General features: G+C 46.0%; 17 protein-coding genes and 1 riboswitch. Of the genes, 12 read left to right on the top strand and 5 right to left on the bottom strand.

Annotated features, from left to right (window positions below):
* Window positions 1–224: 224 nt before the first annotated feature.
* A complete protein-coding gene (gene glpE / locus ACF8OV_RS11250) occupies window positions 225–545 on the top strand; it encodes a thiosulfate sulfurtransferase GlpE (RefSeq protein ID WP_005460380.1) in 321 nt (106 codons plus the stop codon).
* The gene (gene glpG, locus ACF8OV_RS11245) at window positions 545–1,387 is read left to right on the top strand and encodes a rhomboid family intramembrane serine protease GlpG (RefSeq protein WP_203505211.1); all 843 of its coding nucleotides are present in this window, start codon (window positions 545–547) and stop codon (window positions 1,385–1,387) included. The genes glpE and glpG overlap by 1 nt, the downstream gene beginning before the upstream one ends.
* 59 nt (window positions 1,388–1,446) lie before the next feature.
* Here glpG and ACF8OV_RS11240 read toward each other — a convergent pair whose 3' ends face one another.
* On the bottom strand, window positions 1,447–1,857 hold the full coding sequence (locus tag ACF8OV_RS11240; protein WP_005460376.1) for a flagellar basal body-associated protein FliL: 411 nt from the start codon (window positions 1,855–1,857) through the stop codon (window positions 1,447–1,449).
* Between the two features lie 153 nt (window positions 1,858–2,010).
* Between ACF8OV_RS11240 and ACF8OV_RS11235 the strand changes: the two genes are divergently transcribed.
* Both ACF8OV_RS11235 and ubiA read left to right on the top strand, forming a co-directional pair.
* Window positions 2,011–2,550: a chorismate lyase gene (locus ACF8OV_RS11235; RefSeq protein WP_005460374.1), complete on the top strand. Its 540-nt coding sequence runs from the start codon at window positions 2,011–2,013 to the stop codon at window positions 2,548–2,550.
* The gene (gene ubiA, locus ACF8OV_RS11230; RefSeq protein WP_031852953.1) at window positions 2,551–3,405 is read left to right on the top strand and encodes a 4-hydroxybenzoate octaprenyltransferase; all 855 of its coding nucleotides are present in this window, start codon (window positions 2,551–2,553) and stop codon (window positions 3,403–3,405) included.
* Between the two features lie 58 nt (window positions 3,406–3,463).
* On the opposite strand, the gene plsB is transcribed toward ubiA, so the two are convergent.
* Window positions 3,464–5,890 carry a glycerol-3-phosphate 1-O-acyltransferase PlsB gene (plsB, locus tag ACF8OV_RS11225; RefSeq protein WP_392404358.1) on the bottom strand — a complete coding sequence of 809 codons (2,427 nt, stop codon included), beginning with the start codon at window positions 5,888–5,890 and terminating at the stop codon, window positions 3,464–3,466.
* 367 nt (window positions 5,891–6,257) lie between these two features.
* Between plsB and lexA the strand changes: the two genes are divergently transcribed.
* The 3 genes from lexA (at window position 6,258) to dinF (ending at window position 9,267) form a co-directional block, all read left to right on the top strand.
* The gene (gene lexA / locus ACF8OV_RS11220; RefSeq protein ID WP_005480871.1) at window positions 6,258–6,878 is read left to right on the top strand and encodes a transcriptional repressor LexA; all 621 of its coding nucleotides are present in this window, start codon (window positions 6,258–6,260) and stop codon (window positions 6,876–6,878) included.
* A 195-nt stretch (window positions 6,879–7,073) separates the two neighbouring features.
* Window positions 7,074–7,868: a class I SAM-dependent methyltransferase gene (locus tag ACF8OV_RS11215; RefSeq protein WP_025509589.1), complete on the top strand. Its 795-nt coding sequence runs from the start codon at window positions 7,074–7,076 to the stop codon at window positions 7,866–7,868.
* A 55-nt stretch (window positions 7,869–7,923) separates the two neighbouring features.
* A complete protein-coding gene (dinF, locus tag ACF8OV_RS11210; RefSeq protein WP_025509591.1) occupies window positions 7,924–9,267 on the top strand; it encodes an MATE family efflux transporter DinF in 1,344 nt (447 codons plus the stop codon).
* Window positions 9,268–9,362: 95 nt separating this feature from the next.
* On the opposite strand, the gene sthA is transcribed toward dinF, so the two are convergent.
* Window positions 9,363–10,793 carry a Si-specific NAD(P)(+) transhydrogenase gene (sthA, locus tag ACF8OV_RS11205; protein WP_071652463.1) on the bottom strand — a complete coding sequence of 477 codons (1,431 nt, stop codon included), beginning with the start codon at window positions 10,791–10,793 and terminating at the stop codon, window positions 9,363–9,365.
* Between the two features lie 262 nt (window positions 10,794–11,055).
* Here sthA and fabR point away from each other — a divergent pair, with 262 nt between their 5' ends.
* Window positions 11,056–11,697, top strand: a complete 642-nt coding sequence (fabR, locus tag ACF8OV_RS11200) for an HTH-type transcriptional repressor FabR (RefSeq protein WP_005480868.1) — start codon at window positions 11,056–11,058, stop codon at window positions 11,695–11,697.
* Window positions 11,697–12,062, top strand: a complete 366-nt coding sequence (locus ACF8OV_RS11195; protein WP_005460363.1) for a YijD family membrane protein — start codon at window positions 11,697–11,699, stop codon at window positions 12,060–12,062. The genes fabR and ACF8OV_RS11195 overlap by 1 nt, the downstream gene beginning before the upstream one ends.
* A gap of 65 nt (window positions 12,063–12,127) precedes the next feature.
* Here the strand turns inward: ACF8OV_RS11195 and trmA are convergent, their stop codons facing one another.
* Window positions 12,128–13,237 carry a tRNA (uridine(54)-C5)-methyltransferase TrmA gene (gene trmA, locus ACF8OV_RS11190; RefSeq protein ID WP_203505207.1) on the bottom strand — a complete coding sequence of 370 codons (1,110 nt, stop codon included), beginning with the start codon at window positions 13,235–13,237 and terminating at the stop codon, window positions 12,128–12,130.
* Between the two features lie 184 nt (window positions 13,238–13,421).
* Window positions 13,422–13,624, top strand: a riboswitch (cobalamin riboswitch).
* Between the two features lie 56 nt (window positions 13,625–13,680).
* Between trmA and ACF8OV_RS11185 the strand changes: the two genes are divergently transcribed.
* The 3 genes from ACF8OV_RS11185 (at window position 13,681) to murI (ending at window position 17,170) form a co-directional block, all read left to right on the top strand.
* On the top strand, window positions 13,681–15,555 hold the full coding sequence (locus tag ACF8OV_RS11185) for a TonB-dependent receptor domain-containing protein (protein ID WP_203505205.1): 1,875 nt from the start codon (window positions 13,681–13,683) through the stop codon (window positions 15,553–15,555).
* 78 nt (window positions 15,556–15,633) lie between these two features.
* A complete protein-coding gene (locus ACF8OV_RS11180; protein ID WP_047506554.1) occupies window positions 15,634–16,317 on the top strand; it encodes an ATPase in 684 nt (227 codons plus the stop codon).
* A 40-nt stretch (window positions 16,318–16,357) separates the two neighbouring features.
* Window positions 16,358–17,170 (top strand): glutamate racemase, encoded by an 813-nt coding sequence (gene murI / locus ACF8OV_RS11175; protein WP_203505203.1) that lies wholly within the window; start codon window positions 16,358–16,360, stop codon window positions 17,168–17,170.
* Here murI and ACF8OV_RS11170 read toward each other — a convergent pair.
* Window positions 17,124–17,579: an RNA-binding protein gene (locus ACF8OV_RS11170; RefSeq protein WP_005480876.1), complete on the bottom strand. Its 456-nt coding sequence runs from the start codon at window positions 17,577–17,579 to the stop codon at window positions 17,124–17,126. The two genes, murI and ACF8OV_RS11170, sit on opposite strands and share 47 nt — an antisense overlap.
* Window positions 17,580–17,967 lie beyond the last annotated feature (388 nt).

Raw genomic sequence — 17,967 nt, 5'->3', positions numbered from 1 at the left:
TATACTTTATCAACGCAATTCACAGCTTTATCCACAAATGGTTGGAATGTGTGCAATTTTAAAAGCCCTGATTATCCTTGTGTCTAAGTTTGCCACTGGATAGGTTACAATGGCGGCAGTATACCCAAATGACTTTTTCCGACTTAATACACCGAGCAGCTGAGTGTTTAGTTCGGGTGCCAAGGTTATTTGGGTATATTCATAACGACAAAATGAGAAAGTAAATGGACCAGTTTCAGCATATCGATGTACAAGGTGCACAGGCTTTGCTTGAGCAGGGCGAGGCAAAGCTTGTAGATATTCGTGATCCTCAATCGTTTGCCGTGGCACATGCTGAGTCGGCTTATCATCTAACCAACGATACGATTGTGGCGTTTATGGAAGATGTAGAGTTTGAACAGCCGATCCTTGTGATGTGTTATCACGGAATTAGCAGCCAAGGCGCAGCGCAATATTTAGTTAACCAAGGCTTCGAACAGGTGTACAGTGTAGACGGTGGCTTTGAAGCCTGGCAGCGAGCACAACTACCGATAGTGAGAAGTTAATGAAGAGATTGGTAACGTTAAATAATCCACGCATGGCGCAAGCCTTTATCGATTATATGGCCTCTCGTCAGATAGATATTGAGATGATGCCCGAAGGTGAAGGACAATTTGCACTTTGGCTTACGGACAGCCAGCATGAAGTTGAGGCAGAGGCCGAACTGAAGCAATTTTTGGCGAATCCATCCGCTAGCAAATACAGCGCCGCTTCCTGGGACGTTGCCGATACTCGTAAGAGCCAATTTCATTACGCTAGGCCAAGTATCATGGGAATGATCAAAGCCAAAGCCGGTCCAGTGACCTTATTGATCATGACCGTATGCGCCGTGATTTATGGTTTGCAGATGTTAGGCTTTGGAAATGGGGTATTTGCTCTGTTGCACTTTCCCGCGTTTGAAGGCCAGCAATGGCAATTGTGGCGTTGGGTGAGTCATGCATTGCTACATTTCTCGGTAACACACATCATCTTTAACTTGTTGTGGTGGTGGCAACTTGGTGGCGATATTGAACGTCGACTTGGTTCTGGCAAGTTACTGCAAATCTTTGTGGTATCTGCGGCACTCTCTGGTGCTGGCCAGTTCTATGTTGAAGGTGCGAACTTCGGCGGGTTATCTGGTGTTGTGTACGCGCTACTCGGCTATTTGTGGGTTTTGGGTTACCGTTTACCTCATTTAGGTTTAACGCTGCCGAAATCCATCATTGGTTTTATGTTGGTGTGGTTGGTACTTGGTTTTGTGCAACCGTTTATGGCCATTGCCAATACGGCTCACTTAGCTGGCTTGTTAGCCGGGATGGCGATTGCGCTGTTCGACTCGGGCAAGCAGAAATACCAACAACAAGCGTGATAGCAAAAACAAAAAAAGACCGCTCGAAAGCGGTCTTTTTGTATCTAAAGCAGCGTTCCTTACTGATAGAGGTATTTGGTAAACAGCAAATCAGCAATGACGGTTTTCCCTGTCTCTGGCAGTAAGGTTTCGTTTAGCTCTTTTACCAACGTTTTGCGTAGGTCTTCTCGGCCAGAAAGCGACTTGATCGTATCTTCGGTTTGTTTGCCTAGGAGCTCGATGACCGCATCGCGAATCAAGGGTTGATGGTGCTCAACAATCGCTAGGTCTTGTTGGCTCATCACCATGATGTCGATACGCACTTGTACATAGCCTAATTTTTTACCTTTGGTGTAAAAGTTAGTGGTTAAATCTGGCTCTAGGGTGAAGTACGCTAATTTTGGTCCAGTCTCTTCCGTTTCAGCCCAACTTGGTGCGGAGATCAGGATTGTTAACGCAAAAATAATTTGGGCTACATAACGTTTGTACATATTTCTAACTTTTCTTTCTCTGGATCGCGATATTCGAATCGCTTCAGTCTTGATACAATAGGCCGTCTATAACAAATAACGGAACTTACGGTTTCAATAAGACGGTAAGTTGTTGCTTTATTGTACGCATAAAGCCTCCAATTGAATACTAGTATGAATCAGCCAACATCACTCTATCTTGCTTCTTTATTGGAAGTAGAGTGGCAAAAGCCCGAAGAATTTGAATTTCCAAACGAATTTGCCAAGCATTGGCTGGAAGAACAAGGGTCTTTGTCACGTCGTTTAAAGCAGCACTGTCAAGAATTGACGGTAGAACTGCTGCAAAATCATATCGTCACAGCGAAGACACTGAAATCGGACGAAAGTCAGTTACTGTCTGAGCAAGATTGCCTCCTAAGAGAGGTCGTCCTGTGTGGAGACGACTGCCCTTGGGTTGTTGGTCGTACTTTGATCCCACGTACTACGTTGGTCGATCAGCAATACGACTTAGCGCAGCAAGGTGATATCCCACTAGGGCTCACCGTCTTTAGCGCCGATAATGTCGAGCGCGACTCGCTCCAAATGGGTTGGGTTCACTTGCCTCAAGGTCGTTTTCTCGCACGACGCTCAAGGTTGTGGATGAATCACAAACCTATGTTAGTCGCTGAGTTATTCTTATCGAATTCACCTATTTACGCCAAGGAGAGAGTGTAAATGTCCGCAGAAAAAGCCAAAGCATATTGGCAGCTGATGCGAATGGATCGCCCAATTGGTTCACTATTATTGTTGTGGCCAACGGTTTGGGCTCTGGTCATTGCAGCCCAAGGCATACCGAGTTGGGATGTGCTCATTGTATTTGTGCTGGGTGTATTTTTAATGCGTAGCGCTGGCTGTGTCATTAACGATTTTGCAGACCGCAAAGTCGATGGTCATGTGAAGCGTACTAAACAGCGTCCATTGCCTTCGGGTAAGGTCACGGCGAAAGAGGCGATTGGCTTATTTTTGGTTTTGGCCGTGAGCTCATTCTTACTTGTTTTGACTATGAACCCCTTAACGATTCAGCTCTCTTTTGCGGGCCTTGTCTTAGCCTTTATCTACCCTTTTATGAAGCGTTACACGCATATCCCGCAGCTGTTTTTGGGATTAGCGTTTAGCTGGGCGATTCCTATGGCATGGGCGGCACAAACCGGTGAGCTACCAGTGATGGTTTGGTTTGTGTTTGTGATTAATGCATTGTGGACGATTGCCTACGACACTCAGTATGCAATGGTGGATCGCGATGACGATTTAAAAATCGGTATCAAATCGACAGCGATTCTGTTCGGTCGCCACGACAAGTTAATTATTGGAGTGTTACAGTTAGTGACGTTGGCGATGTTGGTGGGGCTAGGGCAGTTTTATCAATTAGGCCAAAGTTACTACTGGACGGTTCTGATTGCCGCATCATTGTTTGTTTATCAGCAGCACTTGATCCGCCACCGCGAGCGCGATTTGTGTTTCAGAGCTTTCCTTAACAACAACTACGTTGGCATGGTGATAGCGATAGGTTTATTCGTCGCGTTCTGGTAATCAATCCGAAGATCAAAAAAGGCATCCAATTGGATGCCTTTTGTTTTTTGTGTGTTTGTTATGCCTGAAGTTGGTGGATACTTTCTTCGATGGTCAACTTCACTTCTGGGTACAGCAGCGTAAACAGTAGCCTGGCAAATTTCTGCGTTTTCTTCTTATCGCAGTTACCGTCGCTATCGAGGTACTCTTGCTGTTTGAGCGTATTGAACATGGCGGTAAACACACCTTTGTCGAAGAACTCCGGCGCGTTGATACCGTGCAGGCGACCTAAACGTTGCGCGATGTCTTGGCTCTTCTGTTCCAGATCCGATTTACCCAACTCAGGGTACGCAACCAATAGGTTCATGGCGATTGAGTAACGCTGCAGCGTCTCAGTAATCGTGCGACCAAGTAGAACCAGCGGTTGGTTGTTTGATTGGTTGATTTCCAATTTGTTGCCATCAAGACAGATCATTTTCTGCTCGGCAAACTCATTCAACGTTTTCACCACAAGGTCGTTTAAATCTTTCTCTTGGTAGCTTAGGAACAGCTCTTTCTTCAAGAATGGGTAGATTTGCGCGACGTTCTCTTGGATTTTCTCCACAGTGAGATTGCGCTGACGAATAATCATCTGGGCAATCAATGATGGCAGCGCAAACAAGTGAATGATGTTGTTGCGATAGTAAGTCATCAGAATCGATTGGCTACGATCAAGAGAAATGATGTCGCCCATGCTGTCTGTTTCAATCACAAACTTATCTAACGAGATAGCGTGATCAACCAACTCTTCAGCACTTTCCGTTGGGATGGTTGAAGTGCTTGAGTATGGGTTGTTTTTCAGTAGCTTCAAGTAGCACTCAATCTGATTGATCAGAGAATCACGAGACAGTGCACGTTGGCGAGAAGCCAACAATGCTGTTGCACAAAGCGTTAAGGCGTTTGCCGCTGCCGCATCGTTAATGTGCGTCATCATCTTGTTTGCTAGCTCATTGACCACAGGGTTCATCCACTGTGGTTTGCTACCGCCCATGCTATCGATGTCTTTTGTCCACTCTGGTGCGTGCTCGTTAAGGTATTGGTTGAGCTGAATTGGCTCACCGAAGTTCACGTAGCCCAAACCAAAGTTACGCAGTTTACGTAGAGTACGCAGAACAAGACCTGCGTTCTCTTTCTCTTTACGTTTACCGCGCAGTTCTTTGGCGTAAGTGCCCACTTCCATTACGTGCTCGTAACCGATGTAAACCGGTACCAGCGTTACCGGACGGTTTAGACCGCGCAGCATCGCTTGAATCGTCATGGCCAACATACCCGTTTTCGCTTGCAGTAAACGACCGGTACGTGAGCGACCACCTTCGCTGAAGTACTCTACCGAGTAACCTTTTGCAAACAGCTCGGCTAGATACTCACGGAAAATCGTGGAGTACAGTTTGTTGCCTTTAAAGCTACGACGAATAAAGAACGCGCCGCCACGACGGAAAATCGGACCCGCAGGGAAGAAGTTCAGGTTGATACCCGCAGCAATGTGCGGTGGCACCATACCTTCATGGTACAGAACGTAAGATAGCAGCAGGTAGTCCATGTGACTACGGTGACACGGCACGTACACGATCTCATGGCCATCTTGCGCCAAGCGACGCACTGTCGAAGCGTTGTTGATGTGCAGACCTTGATACAGTTTGGTCCATAGCCAGCTCAGGATGCGATCGCCGTTTTTCACCAGACCGTATGAGAAGTCGGCCGCGATTTCATCCATGATGTCATGGGCTTCTTTGCGCGCTTTCTCAATCGAAATGTCTTTGCTTTTTGCCTCGTCTTCAATCGCTTGTTCAATTGCAGGTGACTTTAACAGGCGAGCAAATAGCACTTGGCGTTGCGGTAGGTTTGGACCTGATGCCGCCAATTTTTGACGAGAAAAGTGGATACGTGCCACGCGCGCTAATTTATGCGCAATAGCACTGTCTGTACCGTGAGAATCCGCCATATAACGCAGTGAAACCACCGGGCTAAAGCGCACCAAACAGTCACGACCTGCTGCCATTACCGCTTTCGCTTTTTGTGGCCCATTCATTGGTTGCAGGTACGGGCGATGGTTCTCTTCTTTACCTGGTTTGCGTCCCCAAAGTACGGTCGCTGGGATCATCTGCACATCAAGCTCGCTATCAAGCTTGTGCAGTTCCAGCAGCTCAGTAAATAGAGAAACAGAATCTGTCGGGATGTCGTTGTCATTACCCATCACGGTTGGACGTGAGGCAATAAAGACGAAACGATTAAGCGTTTTGCCATTGATTTCCAGCGGACTGAGCGGGTCTGGTAGCCCAAGGCTCATGGCTTGTTTTTGCAGTGTCAGCAAATCCACGTTCGAACGGAACGGCAAGGCATACACAATCGGCTTAGTTAGGTCGATGTTGAGATCGTCAATCGGATTCGATGGGATTGTGGTGCCCTTTACCATTACCGATAAAGGTAGTTTTAGTAATGAACGTGAAAATGATTGTCCAGAAGACATAAAGTTCACAGCCTCAATAGGTATTCAAACAGGCCCAACCTTAGTTCTGTGTCCGCGTGGCTCAACTTCTTGGCAAAGAAATGAGTACGGCAATAGAAATAAGCCTAGGCAATAAATTTTAAGCGCAGCAAGGATACCAGAAACTGGTCAAACCTTTTAATTTTATTGAGTGGAAATTAGTCGAACTCCTAAGTTGTTGCTTTACTTTGATTAACTTCAGACACGGTGTTTTAAACGCGCTTTGCGCCACAGTTTGTGGGCAAGTTCAGAAAGCGAAGCAAATAAATTAAAAAACAACCAATTGGGTTTCCATTTGACCATTTACTGGATATACTCACAGTTAACTGTATAAAAAGACAGGTGAGACATGAAGCCGTTAACGCCACGCCAACAACAAGTCTTCGATTTGATTAAAAGCAAAATCGATGACACCGGAATGCCACCAACTCGTGCAGAGATTGCGCGTGAGCTTGGCTTCCGCTCTGCGAATGCCGCAGAGGAACACCTAAAAGCGCTTGCTCGTAAGCAAGCCATTGAAATTATTCCGGGCGCATCGCGTGGGATCAGAATCCTGCTTGAAGATGCGGCCAATGACGAACAGGGCTTGCCTCTGATTGGTCAAGTCGCTGCGGGTGAGCCGATTCTGGCTCAAGAGCACGTAGAAGCGCACTACCAAGTTGACCCTGCGATGTTCAAGCCGCAAGCGGATTTCTTACTTCGTGTAAACGGCGAAAGTATGAAAGACATCGGTATTATGGACGGTGATTTGCTTGCTGTGCACAAAACACAAGATGTTCGCGATGGTCAGGTTGTCGTTGCTCGTGTTGATGACGATGTGACCGTCAAGCGCTTGGAACGTAAAGGTTCAACCGTTTTACTGCATGCAGAGAATGAAGAGTTCGCACCGATTCAAGTGGACTTAACGTCTCAGCATCTGACTATTGAAGGCTTAGCCGTTGGTATTATTCGCAATACCGATTGGATGTAAGTTTATCGCAACAGCCCAGCCTCGCTGGGCTGTTGCCTATTTGTCTTAGCTCTTTTTTTTCTCATCCGCTTTGATTTCCTGCTCGCAGTTTATTTCTCATATTCTTGTCGGCTCTCTCTGTGCTTGATAATGTAATTGATATTCATTATCATCTTTTCCAGTGTCCACTCTTTCTCACTGGCGCAGGAAATGCCCATGTCTAAGTCAAAACATCAAGTTCCTAATCATCTATTGAAGCCTTTGCTATTACGCAGCCGTGAAAGCATGGTCGACAATGGTTTGGTGTATGACCCCATTGCGGCGAAAGCTTGTCTAAGCTGCAAGATGGCACCTGATTGTTTAAGTGGTGATGTCGCGCAAAAGCAGCTGCTACACGTGACGTTGACTCAACTGTGCGACCAACAGGTAACGCAGTTTTTGCAGCAAAATCCGGACGCTTGGATCATCAATGTTGGAGCTGGACTCGATACCCGTTTTTACCGTTTGGATAACGGCCGCTGTCACTGGATTGAATTGGATGTTACGGAGAATCTAGTTTGGCGTCAGCGTCTATTCCATAAAAACGAACGCTACGAACATCGCAGTGGGAGTGTGGAAGACATGTCGTGGCTCGAATCTCTGACCATTCCAGATAAATCACCCGTATTGATTCTGTGCGAAATGGCATTGTTGGATTGCTCTGAGCGACATGTTGCGCGGTTTATTCAAAACTTAGGTCGCCATTTTGTCTCGGCTGAGGTCTGTATGGTACTCGCTGGAGACTTAACAGAAAGCAAGTGGGGGCAAAAGCTTGGCTCGGATTGCTATGCCCATGGATTTGAGGCACCGGCGGAACAAGTTCTGAGATGGTTGCCGTGGGCACAATGGGTGAAAGCGTTCTCGCCATTCGACCGATTCTGTTCACGATGGAAAGCTTGGCAACGCTGGCTCAATAAAATTCCAATGCTAAAGCACCGTCTCACGCCAGTGCTTGTTCACATCAAGTGGTAATTGGCTAGTCATTAAGCACTCAGGTACACTCGTCGATCTAAACAACGAGGTGCCTGTGACAAACTCTATTTTCTCTCCTTTATCGAATCCTCAAGTGCATCGTCAAGTGTTAGCGCTCGCGATCCCGATGGTGTTGTCTAATATTACCGTCCCACTATTAGGCTTAGTCGATGCGGCGGTGATTGGTCACCTAGAGCACGCGTGGTATTTGGGCGGCGTTGCGTTGGGCAGCACTATGATCAGCGTAACGTTCTGGCTGCTCGGCTTCTTACGCATGTCGACGACTGGCCTAGCGGCGCAGTCCTATGGCGGTGAAGACCGAAAGCAACTTGCCTTGGTGTTCATGCAGGGCTCATTCATGGCTTTGCTGTTTGCTTTGGTGTTCCTCATAGCCCATAACCCACTTGCTGATCTGATTTTTGGCTGGAGTGATGCCAGTGCTGAAGTGAAGCACTACGGCATGCAATATTTCTCTATCCGAGTGTGGAGTGCGCCGGCGGCATTGACGAATTTTGTGTTGTTGGGCTGGTTGCTCGGCACGCAAAACTCCAAAGCGCCTATGTGGATGGTGATTATCACCAATGTCACCAATATCGCTCTCGATTTGTTATTTGTGATGGGCTTAGGTTGGAAAGTTGAAGGTGCTGCGCTTGCATCCGTGATTGCTGATTACTCAGGCATGGCGTTTGGTTTGGTCTGCGTGTGGAAGACATGGCAAGCACGTCAGTTGCCGTCACCCAAGCAATTACTTGCTGACACTCAGCATGGGCTAGGGCGATTTGTGAAACTCAATCGCGATATCTTTCTTCGTTCATTATGTTTGCAAGCTGCGTTTAGCTTTATGACGTTTCAGGGCGCGAGCTTTGGTGATGATGTTGTCGCGGCAAACGCTGTGTTGATGAGCTTCTTGATGATGATTTCCTACGGCATGGATGGTTTTGCCTACGCGATGGAAGCGATGGTGGGGAAAGCGATTGGCGCGAAAGACCGAGCTCAGCTTAGTGATTCTCTGATCGGGACATTCTTTTGGAGTCTGATCATCTGCTTAGGGCTTACTGCGGTATTTGGCTTAGCGGGATCGAATTTGATCGCCATGATCACTTCTATTGCGATTGTGCAGCAGCAAGCAGCGATCTATCTACCTTGGCTGGTGGTGATGCCGTTGACATCTATGTGGTGTTTCTTATTCGATGGCATTTTTGTTGGTGCCACCAAAGGTAAAGATATGCGGAACAGTATGTTCGTGGCGACTTGCTGTTTCTTCGTAATCTTCTTTTTGTTCTCTGGCTGGCAAAACCATGCACTGTGGTTTGCGATGACCAGCTTTATGGCAATGCGAGGGATTGGTCTTGGAGTAATATTCTTCTATCAATGGCGTAAAGGAACGTTCCTCGCGTAAATAAACACAGCAGGTCGAAAACCTGCTGTTTTTGCATTTGGATCATGGCAACCCAAATACTCATTTAACCTCATTATCTCAGCATTGTATGGCTACTAGAACAATCGGTTCAGCCCATTCAATGCCGCTACACGATAGGCTTCAGCCATGGTCGGGTAGTTGAAGGTAGTATTCACGAAATATTCAATCGTATTGGCTTGGCCTTTCTGTTCCATGATGGCTTGACCAATGTGGATGATTTCCGCTGCACGTTCACCAAAGCAGTGAATGCCGAGAATTTCCTTGGTTTCACGATGGAACAAAATTTTTAAACTGCCGACATCTTTGCCTGCAATTTGCGCACGGGCCAGATGTTTGAATGAAGAGCGGCCAACTTCATAAGGCACTTTCGCTGCCGTCAGTTCTTGTTCTGTTTTACCAACAGAGCTGATTTCTGGAATGGTGTAGATGCCTGTTGGGATGTCTTCAATCAGATAGTTTTCAGCCTGACCTTTGGTGATCGCTTGTGCGACAAAGCGTCCTTGGTCGTAGGCTGCGCTTGCAAGGCTAGGGTAACCAATCACATCACCTACTGCGTAAATGTGCTCAACCGCCGTTTGGTAGTTGCGGTTCACTTTAAGCTGGCCGCGAGAATCCGATTCTAGACCGACGACATCCAAACTGAGTTTGTCGGTGTTACCGGTTCTGCCGTTCGCATACAGCAAACAATCGGCGCGCATTTTCTTGCCTGACTGCAGGTGAATTATGACGCCATCTTCTGTGCCTTCGATTTTCTCGTAGGTTTCGTCGTTACGAATGACAACGCCGCTGTTCCAGAAGTGGTAAGACAGTGCATCAGACACTTCGTTATCCAAGAACTCCAACAAACGATCTCGGGTATTGATCAGGTCGGTTTTCACACCAAGTCCACGGAAGATAGAGGCGTACTCACAACCGATAACGCCTGCACCATAAATGATGATATGACGAGGGTCGTGTTTCAGGCTCAGGATAGAGTCACTGTCGTAGATTCGTTCATGCAAGAAGTCGACATCGTTTGGTCGGTAAGGACGAGAGCCCGTCGCGATGACAAATTTATCGGCCGAGTAGGTTTCTTCCGTACCGTCATTTTGCATTACCGCGATAGAGTGCGTATCGATAAAACGTGCAGTACCGAACAGCAGCGTGCAGTCATTGCGGTCGTAAAACCCCTGACGAAGGCGAGTCTGTTTATCGATAACCGTTTTCGCATGGCCTAAAATGTCAGAAAATGTTGCATGAAGGCTGGTGTTGTTTCTGCAAAATAGTGGGTTGCTATTGAATTCGATGATACGGCTTACTGCATGGCGCAGCGCTTTCGATGGAATGGTTCCCCAGTGCGTACAGCCACCGCCCACACTGCTTTCTTTCTCGACGATGGCAACATTCAGTCCCGCTTTGGTTAACCCCATTGCAGCCCCTTCTCCGCCAGGGCCACTACCAATTACGATCACGTCATAGTGATTAACATGCGCCATGATGCCTTCCTTGTTATATTTGCTTAACATTGCTTTAGCGCGATTTTAACTCATTTGCTCTATACGTACACGCAATGGCTGCGAGAGAGTGGAAGTGATCACGCAGAATCGAACAAAAGGATGAATTGGTATGTTGTATGTCTATAAATTGACTCGAGAACATTGCAATTAGATGCATGCCAATAGTAACGTTCTCGCCGCTTGCCTCGGGTGAGGCAACATATCTTTCTCCGTAGGGGTGAATTGCGTTATATTGAAGCTCTTGTACCCTACAGAAAAGAGCAAGTTAAGAATGAAATCGATGGGAATCCGCGCGCAACAAAAAGAGAAGACACGTCGATCACTGATCGATGCGGCATTTAGTCAATTAAGTGCGGATCGCAGCTTTTCCAGTCTCAGCTTGCGAGAAGTTGCCCGAGAGGCAGGAATTGCACCCACTTCTTTTTATCGTCACTTCAAAGACATGGATGAGCTAGGCTTAACAATGGTTGATGAAGGCGGTTTACTATTACGTCAACTGATGCGTCAGGCACGTCAACGTATTGTCAAAGAAGGCAGTGTGATTCGAACTTCGGTTGAAACCTTTATGGAATTCATTGAAAGTAGCCCTAACGTATTCCGCTTATTATTGCGTGAGCGCTCTGGCACTTCTTCTGAATTTCGTACTGCCGTCGCTCGAGAAATCCAGCATTTTGCGGCAGAATTAACCGAGTATTTAATGAGCACCGGTATGACCAGAGAAGAGGCGTATACTCAAGCAGAGGCGTCGGTGACTTTGGTCTTTAGTTCGGGTGCTGAAGCTTTAGATTTAGATCGACGTGAGCGCGATGAACTCGCCGAGCGATTGATCATGCAATTGCGAATGATAGCCAAAGGGGCCTATTGGTATCGCAAAGAACGTGAACGTAACCGATTAAAAGGCGGGATAGAATAATGTCGAATGGAAATAAATCTGAAAAGAAAACGCTGATTTTGGCACTGGTTGCAGGTATGTGTGGTGATGCTTTATTGTCATGGTTGACCATGAGTGAAGTGTCTTTCTCAATCTTCCCATTGATTGCACTCGTACTGGCTGTACAAGCTCTTTACCAAGAGTACTTAAACAACCCGGTATCGGAAGATATTCCGTTAGTGGGCTTAGCGTGTTTCTTTGTTGGTGCCTTTGGTCACTCTGCGTTTATCAAAGCGCAATACCCAGAAGCAGGCTCAAATTTCTTCGCAATCATGGTGTCGATGATCCTATTGGCATGGATTGGTAAAAAGCTGGGTTTCATGGAAAAGAAAACTTCTGCTGAATAATTGAAAAAATTCCAACAAAAAAGCGAGCTATTAAGCTCGCTTTTTTTATGTCTTTCGCTGGTGGCTTACGCTTTACGTTCTAGTAAAACGCCGGCTTCCATGTGGTGGGTGTAAGGGAATTGGTCGAACAGAGCAAAGCGCGTCACATTGTGAGTTTCGCTTAGAATGTCCAAGTTCTCTTTTAGTGTCTCTGGATTACAAGATATGTACATGATGCGCTCGTAACCTTGCACCATTTTGCACGTATCCACATCCATACCTGCACGTGGTGGATCGACAAAAATCGTGTTGCAGTTGTAGCTCTTCAGATCGACACCATTGTCTTTTAAACGACGGAATTCGCGCTTACCTTCCATTGCTTCTGTAAATTCTTCTGCCGACATACGGATGATTTGTACGTTGTCGATTTTGTTCGCTGCTATGTTGTATTGTGCTGATTCTACCGAAGGCTTAGCAAGCTCAGTAGCAAGTACACGGTCGAAGTTTTGCGCTAATGCTAACGAGAAGTTGCCGTTACCACAGTAAAGCTCTAGTAGGTCGCCAGTGCTCTCTTGAGTACAGTCAACCGCCCATTCCAACATCTTCTCTGCTACTTTGCCATTCGGTTGGGTGAAGCTGTTTTCGACTTGCTGGTAGATGTAGCTTTGGCCATTTACGTCCAGTTTTTCGATCACGTAGTCACGGTCTAGGATGATTTTCATCTTACGTGCGCGACCAATGATGTTTAGGTTAAAGCCTTCATCATTTAAACGCTGTTTAAGGGCTTTCGCGTTTTTAATCCACTCTTCATCAAGTTGGCGATGGTAAAGCAGTGAAACCAGAATCTCACCGCTTAGCGTCGATAGGAAATCGACTTGGAATAGTTTACGGCGTAGGGATTCGTTGTCTTTCATCGCTTCAACCAATAGCGGCATCAAATCGTTGATCAGACGGCTGGCTGCTGGGAATTGGTCTACGCGGTATTTCTCACGAGTCTCTTGGTTGAACATGATGTAGTACAGGTCTTCACCTTCATGCCAAACACGGAACTCAGCACGCATACGGTAATGCTGCTCTGGTGATTCAAACACTTCCAGTTCTGGCACGTTGTATGGCGCGAACATATCAGTGAGACGTTCGACTTTTTCAGCCAGTTGTTCTTGGTAGCGTTGTGGATTTACATCAAGAGTAGCCATGATCTTACCTTTTATGGTGCATTCAATTTAAGAGCGCAGATTTTATTCAATCTCAACAGTATGTCCAGTTTTGTACGGGAATTGATTTAAAGATAGTGCGTACAGGTTGAGGAGAAAGCAAAATTAATCAAAACGTTACAATTTCTATGGGCAATATTGGCTGGACAAATAATCAATAGCTGAATAATATTTGCCTCAAGCTGGTGGCATCTAGCAATCTAGATGGCTGAAATGGGAATCTGGTGAAAATCCAGAACTGACGCGCAGCGGTAAAAGAGAACGAACGCTCATCACGACACTGCATTAGTTTATGTGGGAAGTCGAGCAACTAGGTGGTGTAAACCTCGCTCTTCAGTCCGAATACCTGCCAGCAACTGAGCCACAGCATTGGACTGCCTAAGGAGGCAGGGCTCGGAAGGAATTACGCGATTTAGGACAATATAATGAAAAAATCCGCATTGGCGATCACCCTGGCATCGCTGCTTTCACCTGTCTCTTATCTACAGGCCCAAGAAACTTCTGTTGACGAAACCATCGTAGTTACTGCGAATCGATTCAAGCAAATCGATGGTGCTGTTCTAGCTCAAACCGTGACAGTAACGAAAGAAGATATTCGCCGTCAGCAAGCTGACAGTTTGTTTGATGTGTTCCGTACTTTGCCTAGTATTGAGGTTGCTCAATATGGTGGCCGTGGCCAAAGCGCATCGATTTTTGTTCGCGGTGGCAGTGCCACCCAAGTGTTGGTTTTGGTTGATGGCGTACGTATGCCTCGCGCAATCATGGGCGGTATCGATTTCAACCAATTTCCAATCAACTCTATTGAACGTATCGACTACATTCGCGGCGCACGCGCATCTATCTATGGCTCAGAGGCGATTTCCGGCGTAATCAACATTATTACTCGAGCAAGTATTGATGATGATGCAAGCCGAGTGTCGGCGGGTTATGGCTCCAACAATCATAAAAAAGGTACGTTTGCCGTATCTAAACCTGTAGGTGAAGGTAAGCACATCAAAGGGGTATTAGGTTACGAGAAAACGGATGGTTTCAACGTTAAACCTTTGCCGGGTTTGAATGATGGCGATGAGCACGGATTTGAAACGTTGAACCTTAAATTAGGTTACCAGCAAAACTTTTCTGATAATTTTTCTGGTTACGTTGGCTTTAGTACATACAGCAACGAATACGACTATGACAACAGCAGTTATGGCAATCCTGGGTGGGGAACAGTAGATAAGCACGAAAAGAAAACGGGTGAAGTGGAATACGTAGGTGCAGATTTGTCACTTGAGTATTCTAAAGATGTTTACACTTCTGAGTTGAAGTTAGCTTACGGTCAACAAGACAACTATGACCTTAAATCGGGCCAAAGTAAGTCGACCGGCGATCACGTGGCCATCGAACAGTTCAATGCAATTTGGCTAAACTCATACAGCATCAATGATGAACTGAGTATTGGAGGCGGCTTAGATTACCGTAATGAGAAGTTAGCAAAAGGCTACCTTGCACCAAGTGACTGGGGACCAGCGAAAGACTACAACCCAGAGAAGAATCCAAGAACAAACATTGGCATCAGCGCAATTGCTCAATATGCATTGAATGCATGGACCTTCGAAGCCAGCGTACGTAATGATGAAAACAACCAGTTTGGCAACAACACTACGTGGCAAACCGCAGCAGGTTGGAAAGTTTACGAAGGATACGAATTAACGCTGAGCCACGGCACTGCATTCCGTGCGCCTAGCTTTGTTGACTTGTATTACCCTGGCTATGAAATGCCGAACTTAAAGCCTGAAGAGTCAAAAAACACGGAACTATCGTTATCTGGTGTGGCATCGATCGTTGATTGGACTGTAACTGGGTATTACAACCAAATTGAAAACATGCTGATCTGGAAAGGTGCGGGCATGCAAAACATTGGTGAAGCTGAGATTAAAGGTATCGAACTAGAAGTTAAACTCGATACTGATATTGTCTCTCATGAGTTCTACCTAGATTACAAAGATCCTGTCGACAAGTCGGGTGCAGAAGATACCCAACTAGCATACCGCTCCAAGCGCGGTGCTAAGTGGAATGCTTATGCGACATTTGACCAATGGACGTTGGGCTCGCAGTATCTTTACCAAGGTGAGCGCTTTAATGGTAGTACAAGACTACCGAGCTACAGCCTATGGAACTTCACCGCTTCTTACGCTGTAAACTCAAGGTGGGACATCAACGCCAAACTAAGCAACGCTTTCGATAAAAACTACGAGATGTACTCAGGTTACGCAACTCCTGGGCGTCAGTACTTTGTATCCGCTGACTACCGATTCTAATTGCGTTTGATACAACAAAGGCCGCCTTATTGGCGGTCTTTATCATTATTGGTGTGCAGAAAATGGCTGGAAAACAAAATGACGAAACCAAAACGTGTCGTAATCAGTTGGTCGAGCGGTAAAGACTCTACACTAACGTTAGAGCGTTTAAACGAAAACCCGGACTATCAGGTGGTTGGTTTGTATACGACTTACGTAGGGAAAGAAGTGCCGTTCCAAGCAACGCCGCTTGAAGTTGTGCAGATGCAAGCGGACTTGCTTGGCCTACCACTTATTACCATCGAACTGCCTGACATTTTCCCGAGTAACGATATTTATCAATCGACCATCGTCAATGCATTAACTGAGAGTGACCTTGAGATAGAAGCTGTCGCATTTGGCGATATGTTCTGCAATGGTATTGCCGACTATCGACGTAGCTACATTGAGCCAGCAGGATGGGAATGTGTCTTTCCTCTCTTAGGGGAGAATAGTTTGAGCTTAGCGATGGAAGTCATAGAACGTGGAATTAAAACTATGTTGATTACCATTGATGGAAAGGCACTTGATCCAGAATGGTGTGGCCGTTGGTATGACCAAGTATTAATCGAGTCATTACCACGTCATATTGATCCATGTGGAGAAAATGGTGAGTTCCACACATTGGTGACATCAACCCCATCATTTCAAGGACATATAGAACTGATTAAGCTTGAAGTGGAAATAGGGGAGCGATTTAGCCATCAAAGATACCGCGCCAAAGCATTGCCAAAACAAATCTAACCAGTATGATCGCCGAGTCTCTATTCATCAGGTAAGACTCGTGCGAGCATCAAGTAAGAAAAAAGTTCTAGTGTTTGATTCCGGTGTCGGCGGACTGTCAGTTTTCCAAGAAATTCACCAACTCCTTCCACACTTAGACTACTTCTATCTGTTCGATAACGAAGCTTATCCTTACGGCGAACTCGATCAGAATGTGCTTATCTCGCGCGTCAATCAGCTGGTTTCCGCATTGGTAGCAGAGCATCACATCGATATCGTAGTCATTGCGTGCAATACTGCCAGTACAATCGTATTGCCGTCATTGCGTGACAACTTATTAGTGCCAGTTGTTGGTGTCGTGCCTGCCATCAAACCGGCCTCCTTACTAGCGACTCAGGGAGTAGGATTAATCGCAACGCCTGCGACCGTCACTCGTCAATACACTCATGAGCTGATCCGCGATTTTGCACAAGGTAAGCCAGTTGAATTGCTAGGTTCGACGCGTTTGGTTGATATGGCAGAAGAAAAGCTACGTGGTGAAAGTGTTCCTTTGGATGAACTGAAAAGTATCTTATCGCCGCTATGCAATAAAGTAGACGTCGCCGTACTTGGTTGTACACACTTCCCACTAATCAAAAGCGAAATTCAGCAAGTGCTGGGTAGCAACGTCGTTTTGATTGATTCTGGGGAGGCGATAGCGCGGCGGGTTAAAGCATTACTGTCTTGTGGTGAGCTTGAAGAGAAAGACGAAGGGGTAAAACTAATCTTTGCCAGTGCACCTCCTTGGCAAGAAGATGCACTGAACATTTGTCTGGCGAAATTAGGATTTAATCCAGTTCAGATTTATCGCCATCTGGGTGTTTCGGATCGTTAGCAATACGAACTTTAAGTGTTCGCTCCATATATTCCCTTTCATTTAACTTCGCGATAGCCGGTTCTGCATCAGCAGCGGCCATAACGACAAAACCAAACCCTCTTCTTTTACCTGTGCGTTTATCTTTCATTAAGCGCACAGCAAATACCTGCCCATACTCTGCAAATAAATCACGAACGTGACTCTCATTTGCTTTGTAAGGAAGGTTACCGACATACAGCGTTTTAGTTGAAGGATCAGATTCCGTTGGTTGAATAGATGGTGTTTGGCTAGAAAATGAAAATAGAAAAGCAGTAGCGGCAACACCGATAAGAAAGCTCAAAGCTGGTGGAATAGCGAATTGAGAGAATAGCACTCCCCCAATGACGGCCAGCCCGGCAGATAGGATCAGATTTTTTTTAGACGTCATTTTGATTACTACATATAGATAATAAAGAGATCGATTGTCTATTTAACAGAATAGACACATGAATCTTACGTATATGGTTGGTGTTTTTCCAACCAATTGCTGTGATATGTCTCAAATGTGACGAAGAAATATGCAAATTTCGGCGTTTTGATGGATTAATGAACGGTTGAAAGTTTTTTTGCAAAAAACGCTTGTACTAATTTCTCAACTCCCTATACTGCGCATCCACCGACACGGAGTGAGACGAAAGTCACACAGCGAGTCGGAATTGAGAGAAAAGAAATTTGAAAAAAATGCTTGACTCTCTCACGGTGTGAAGTAAGATACGCACCCCTAACGACGAGCAACTAAGTTGCTGAAAATGTTAGAAAAGCTCTTTAAAAATAAG

This window comes from Vibrio sp. GLN_1, from assembly GCF_043106015.1.
In the GTDB taxonomy this organism is placed as follows: Bacteria; Pseudomonadota; Gammaproteobacteria; order Enterobacterales; family Vibrionaceae; genus Vibrio; species Vibrio parahaemolyticus.
This window is presented reverse-complemented; position numbering and strand designations above follow the sequence as displayed.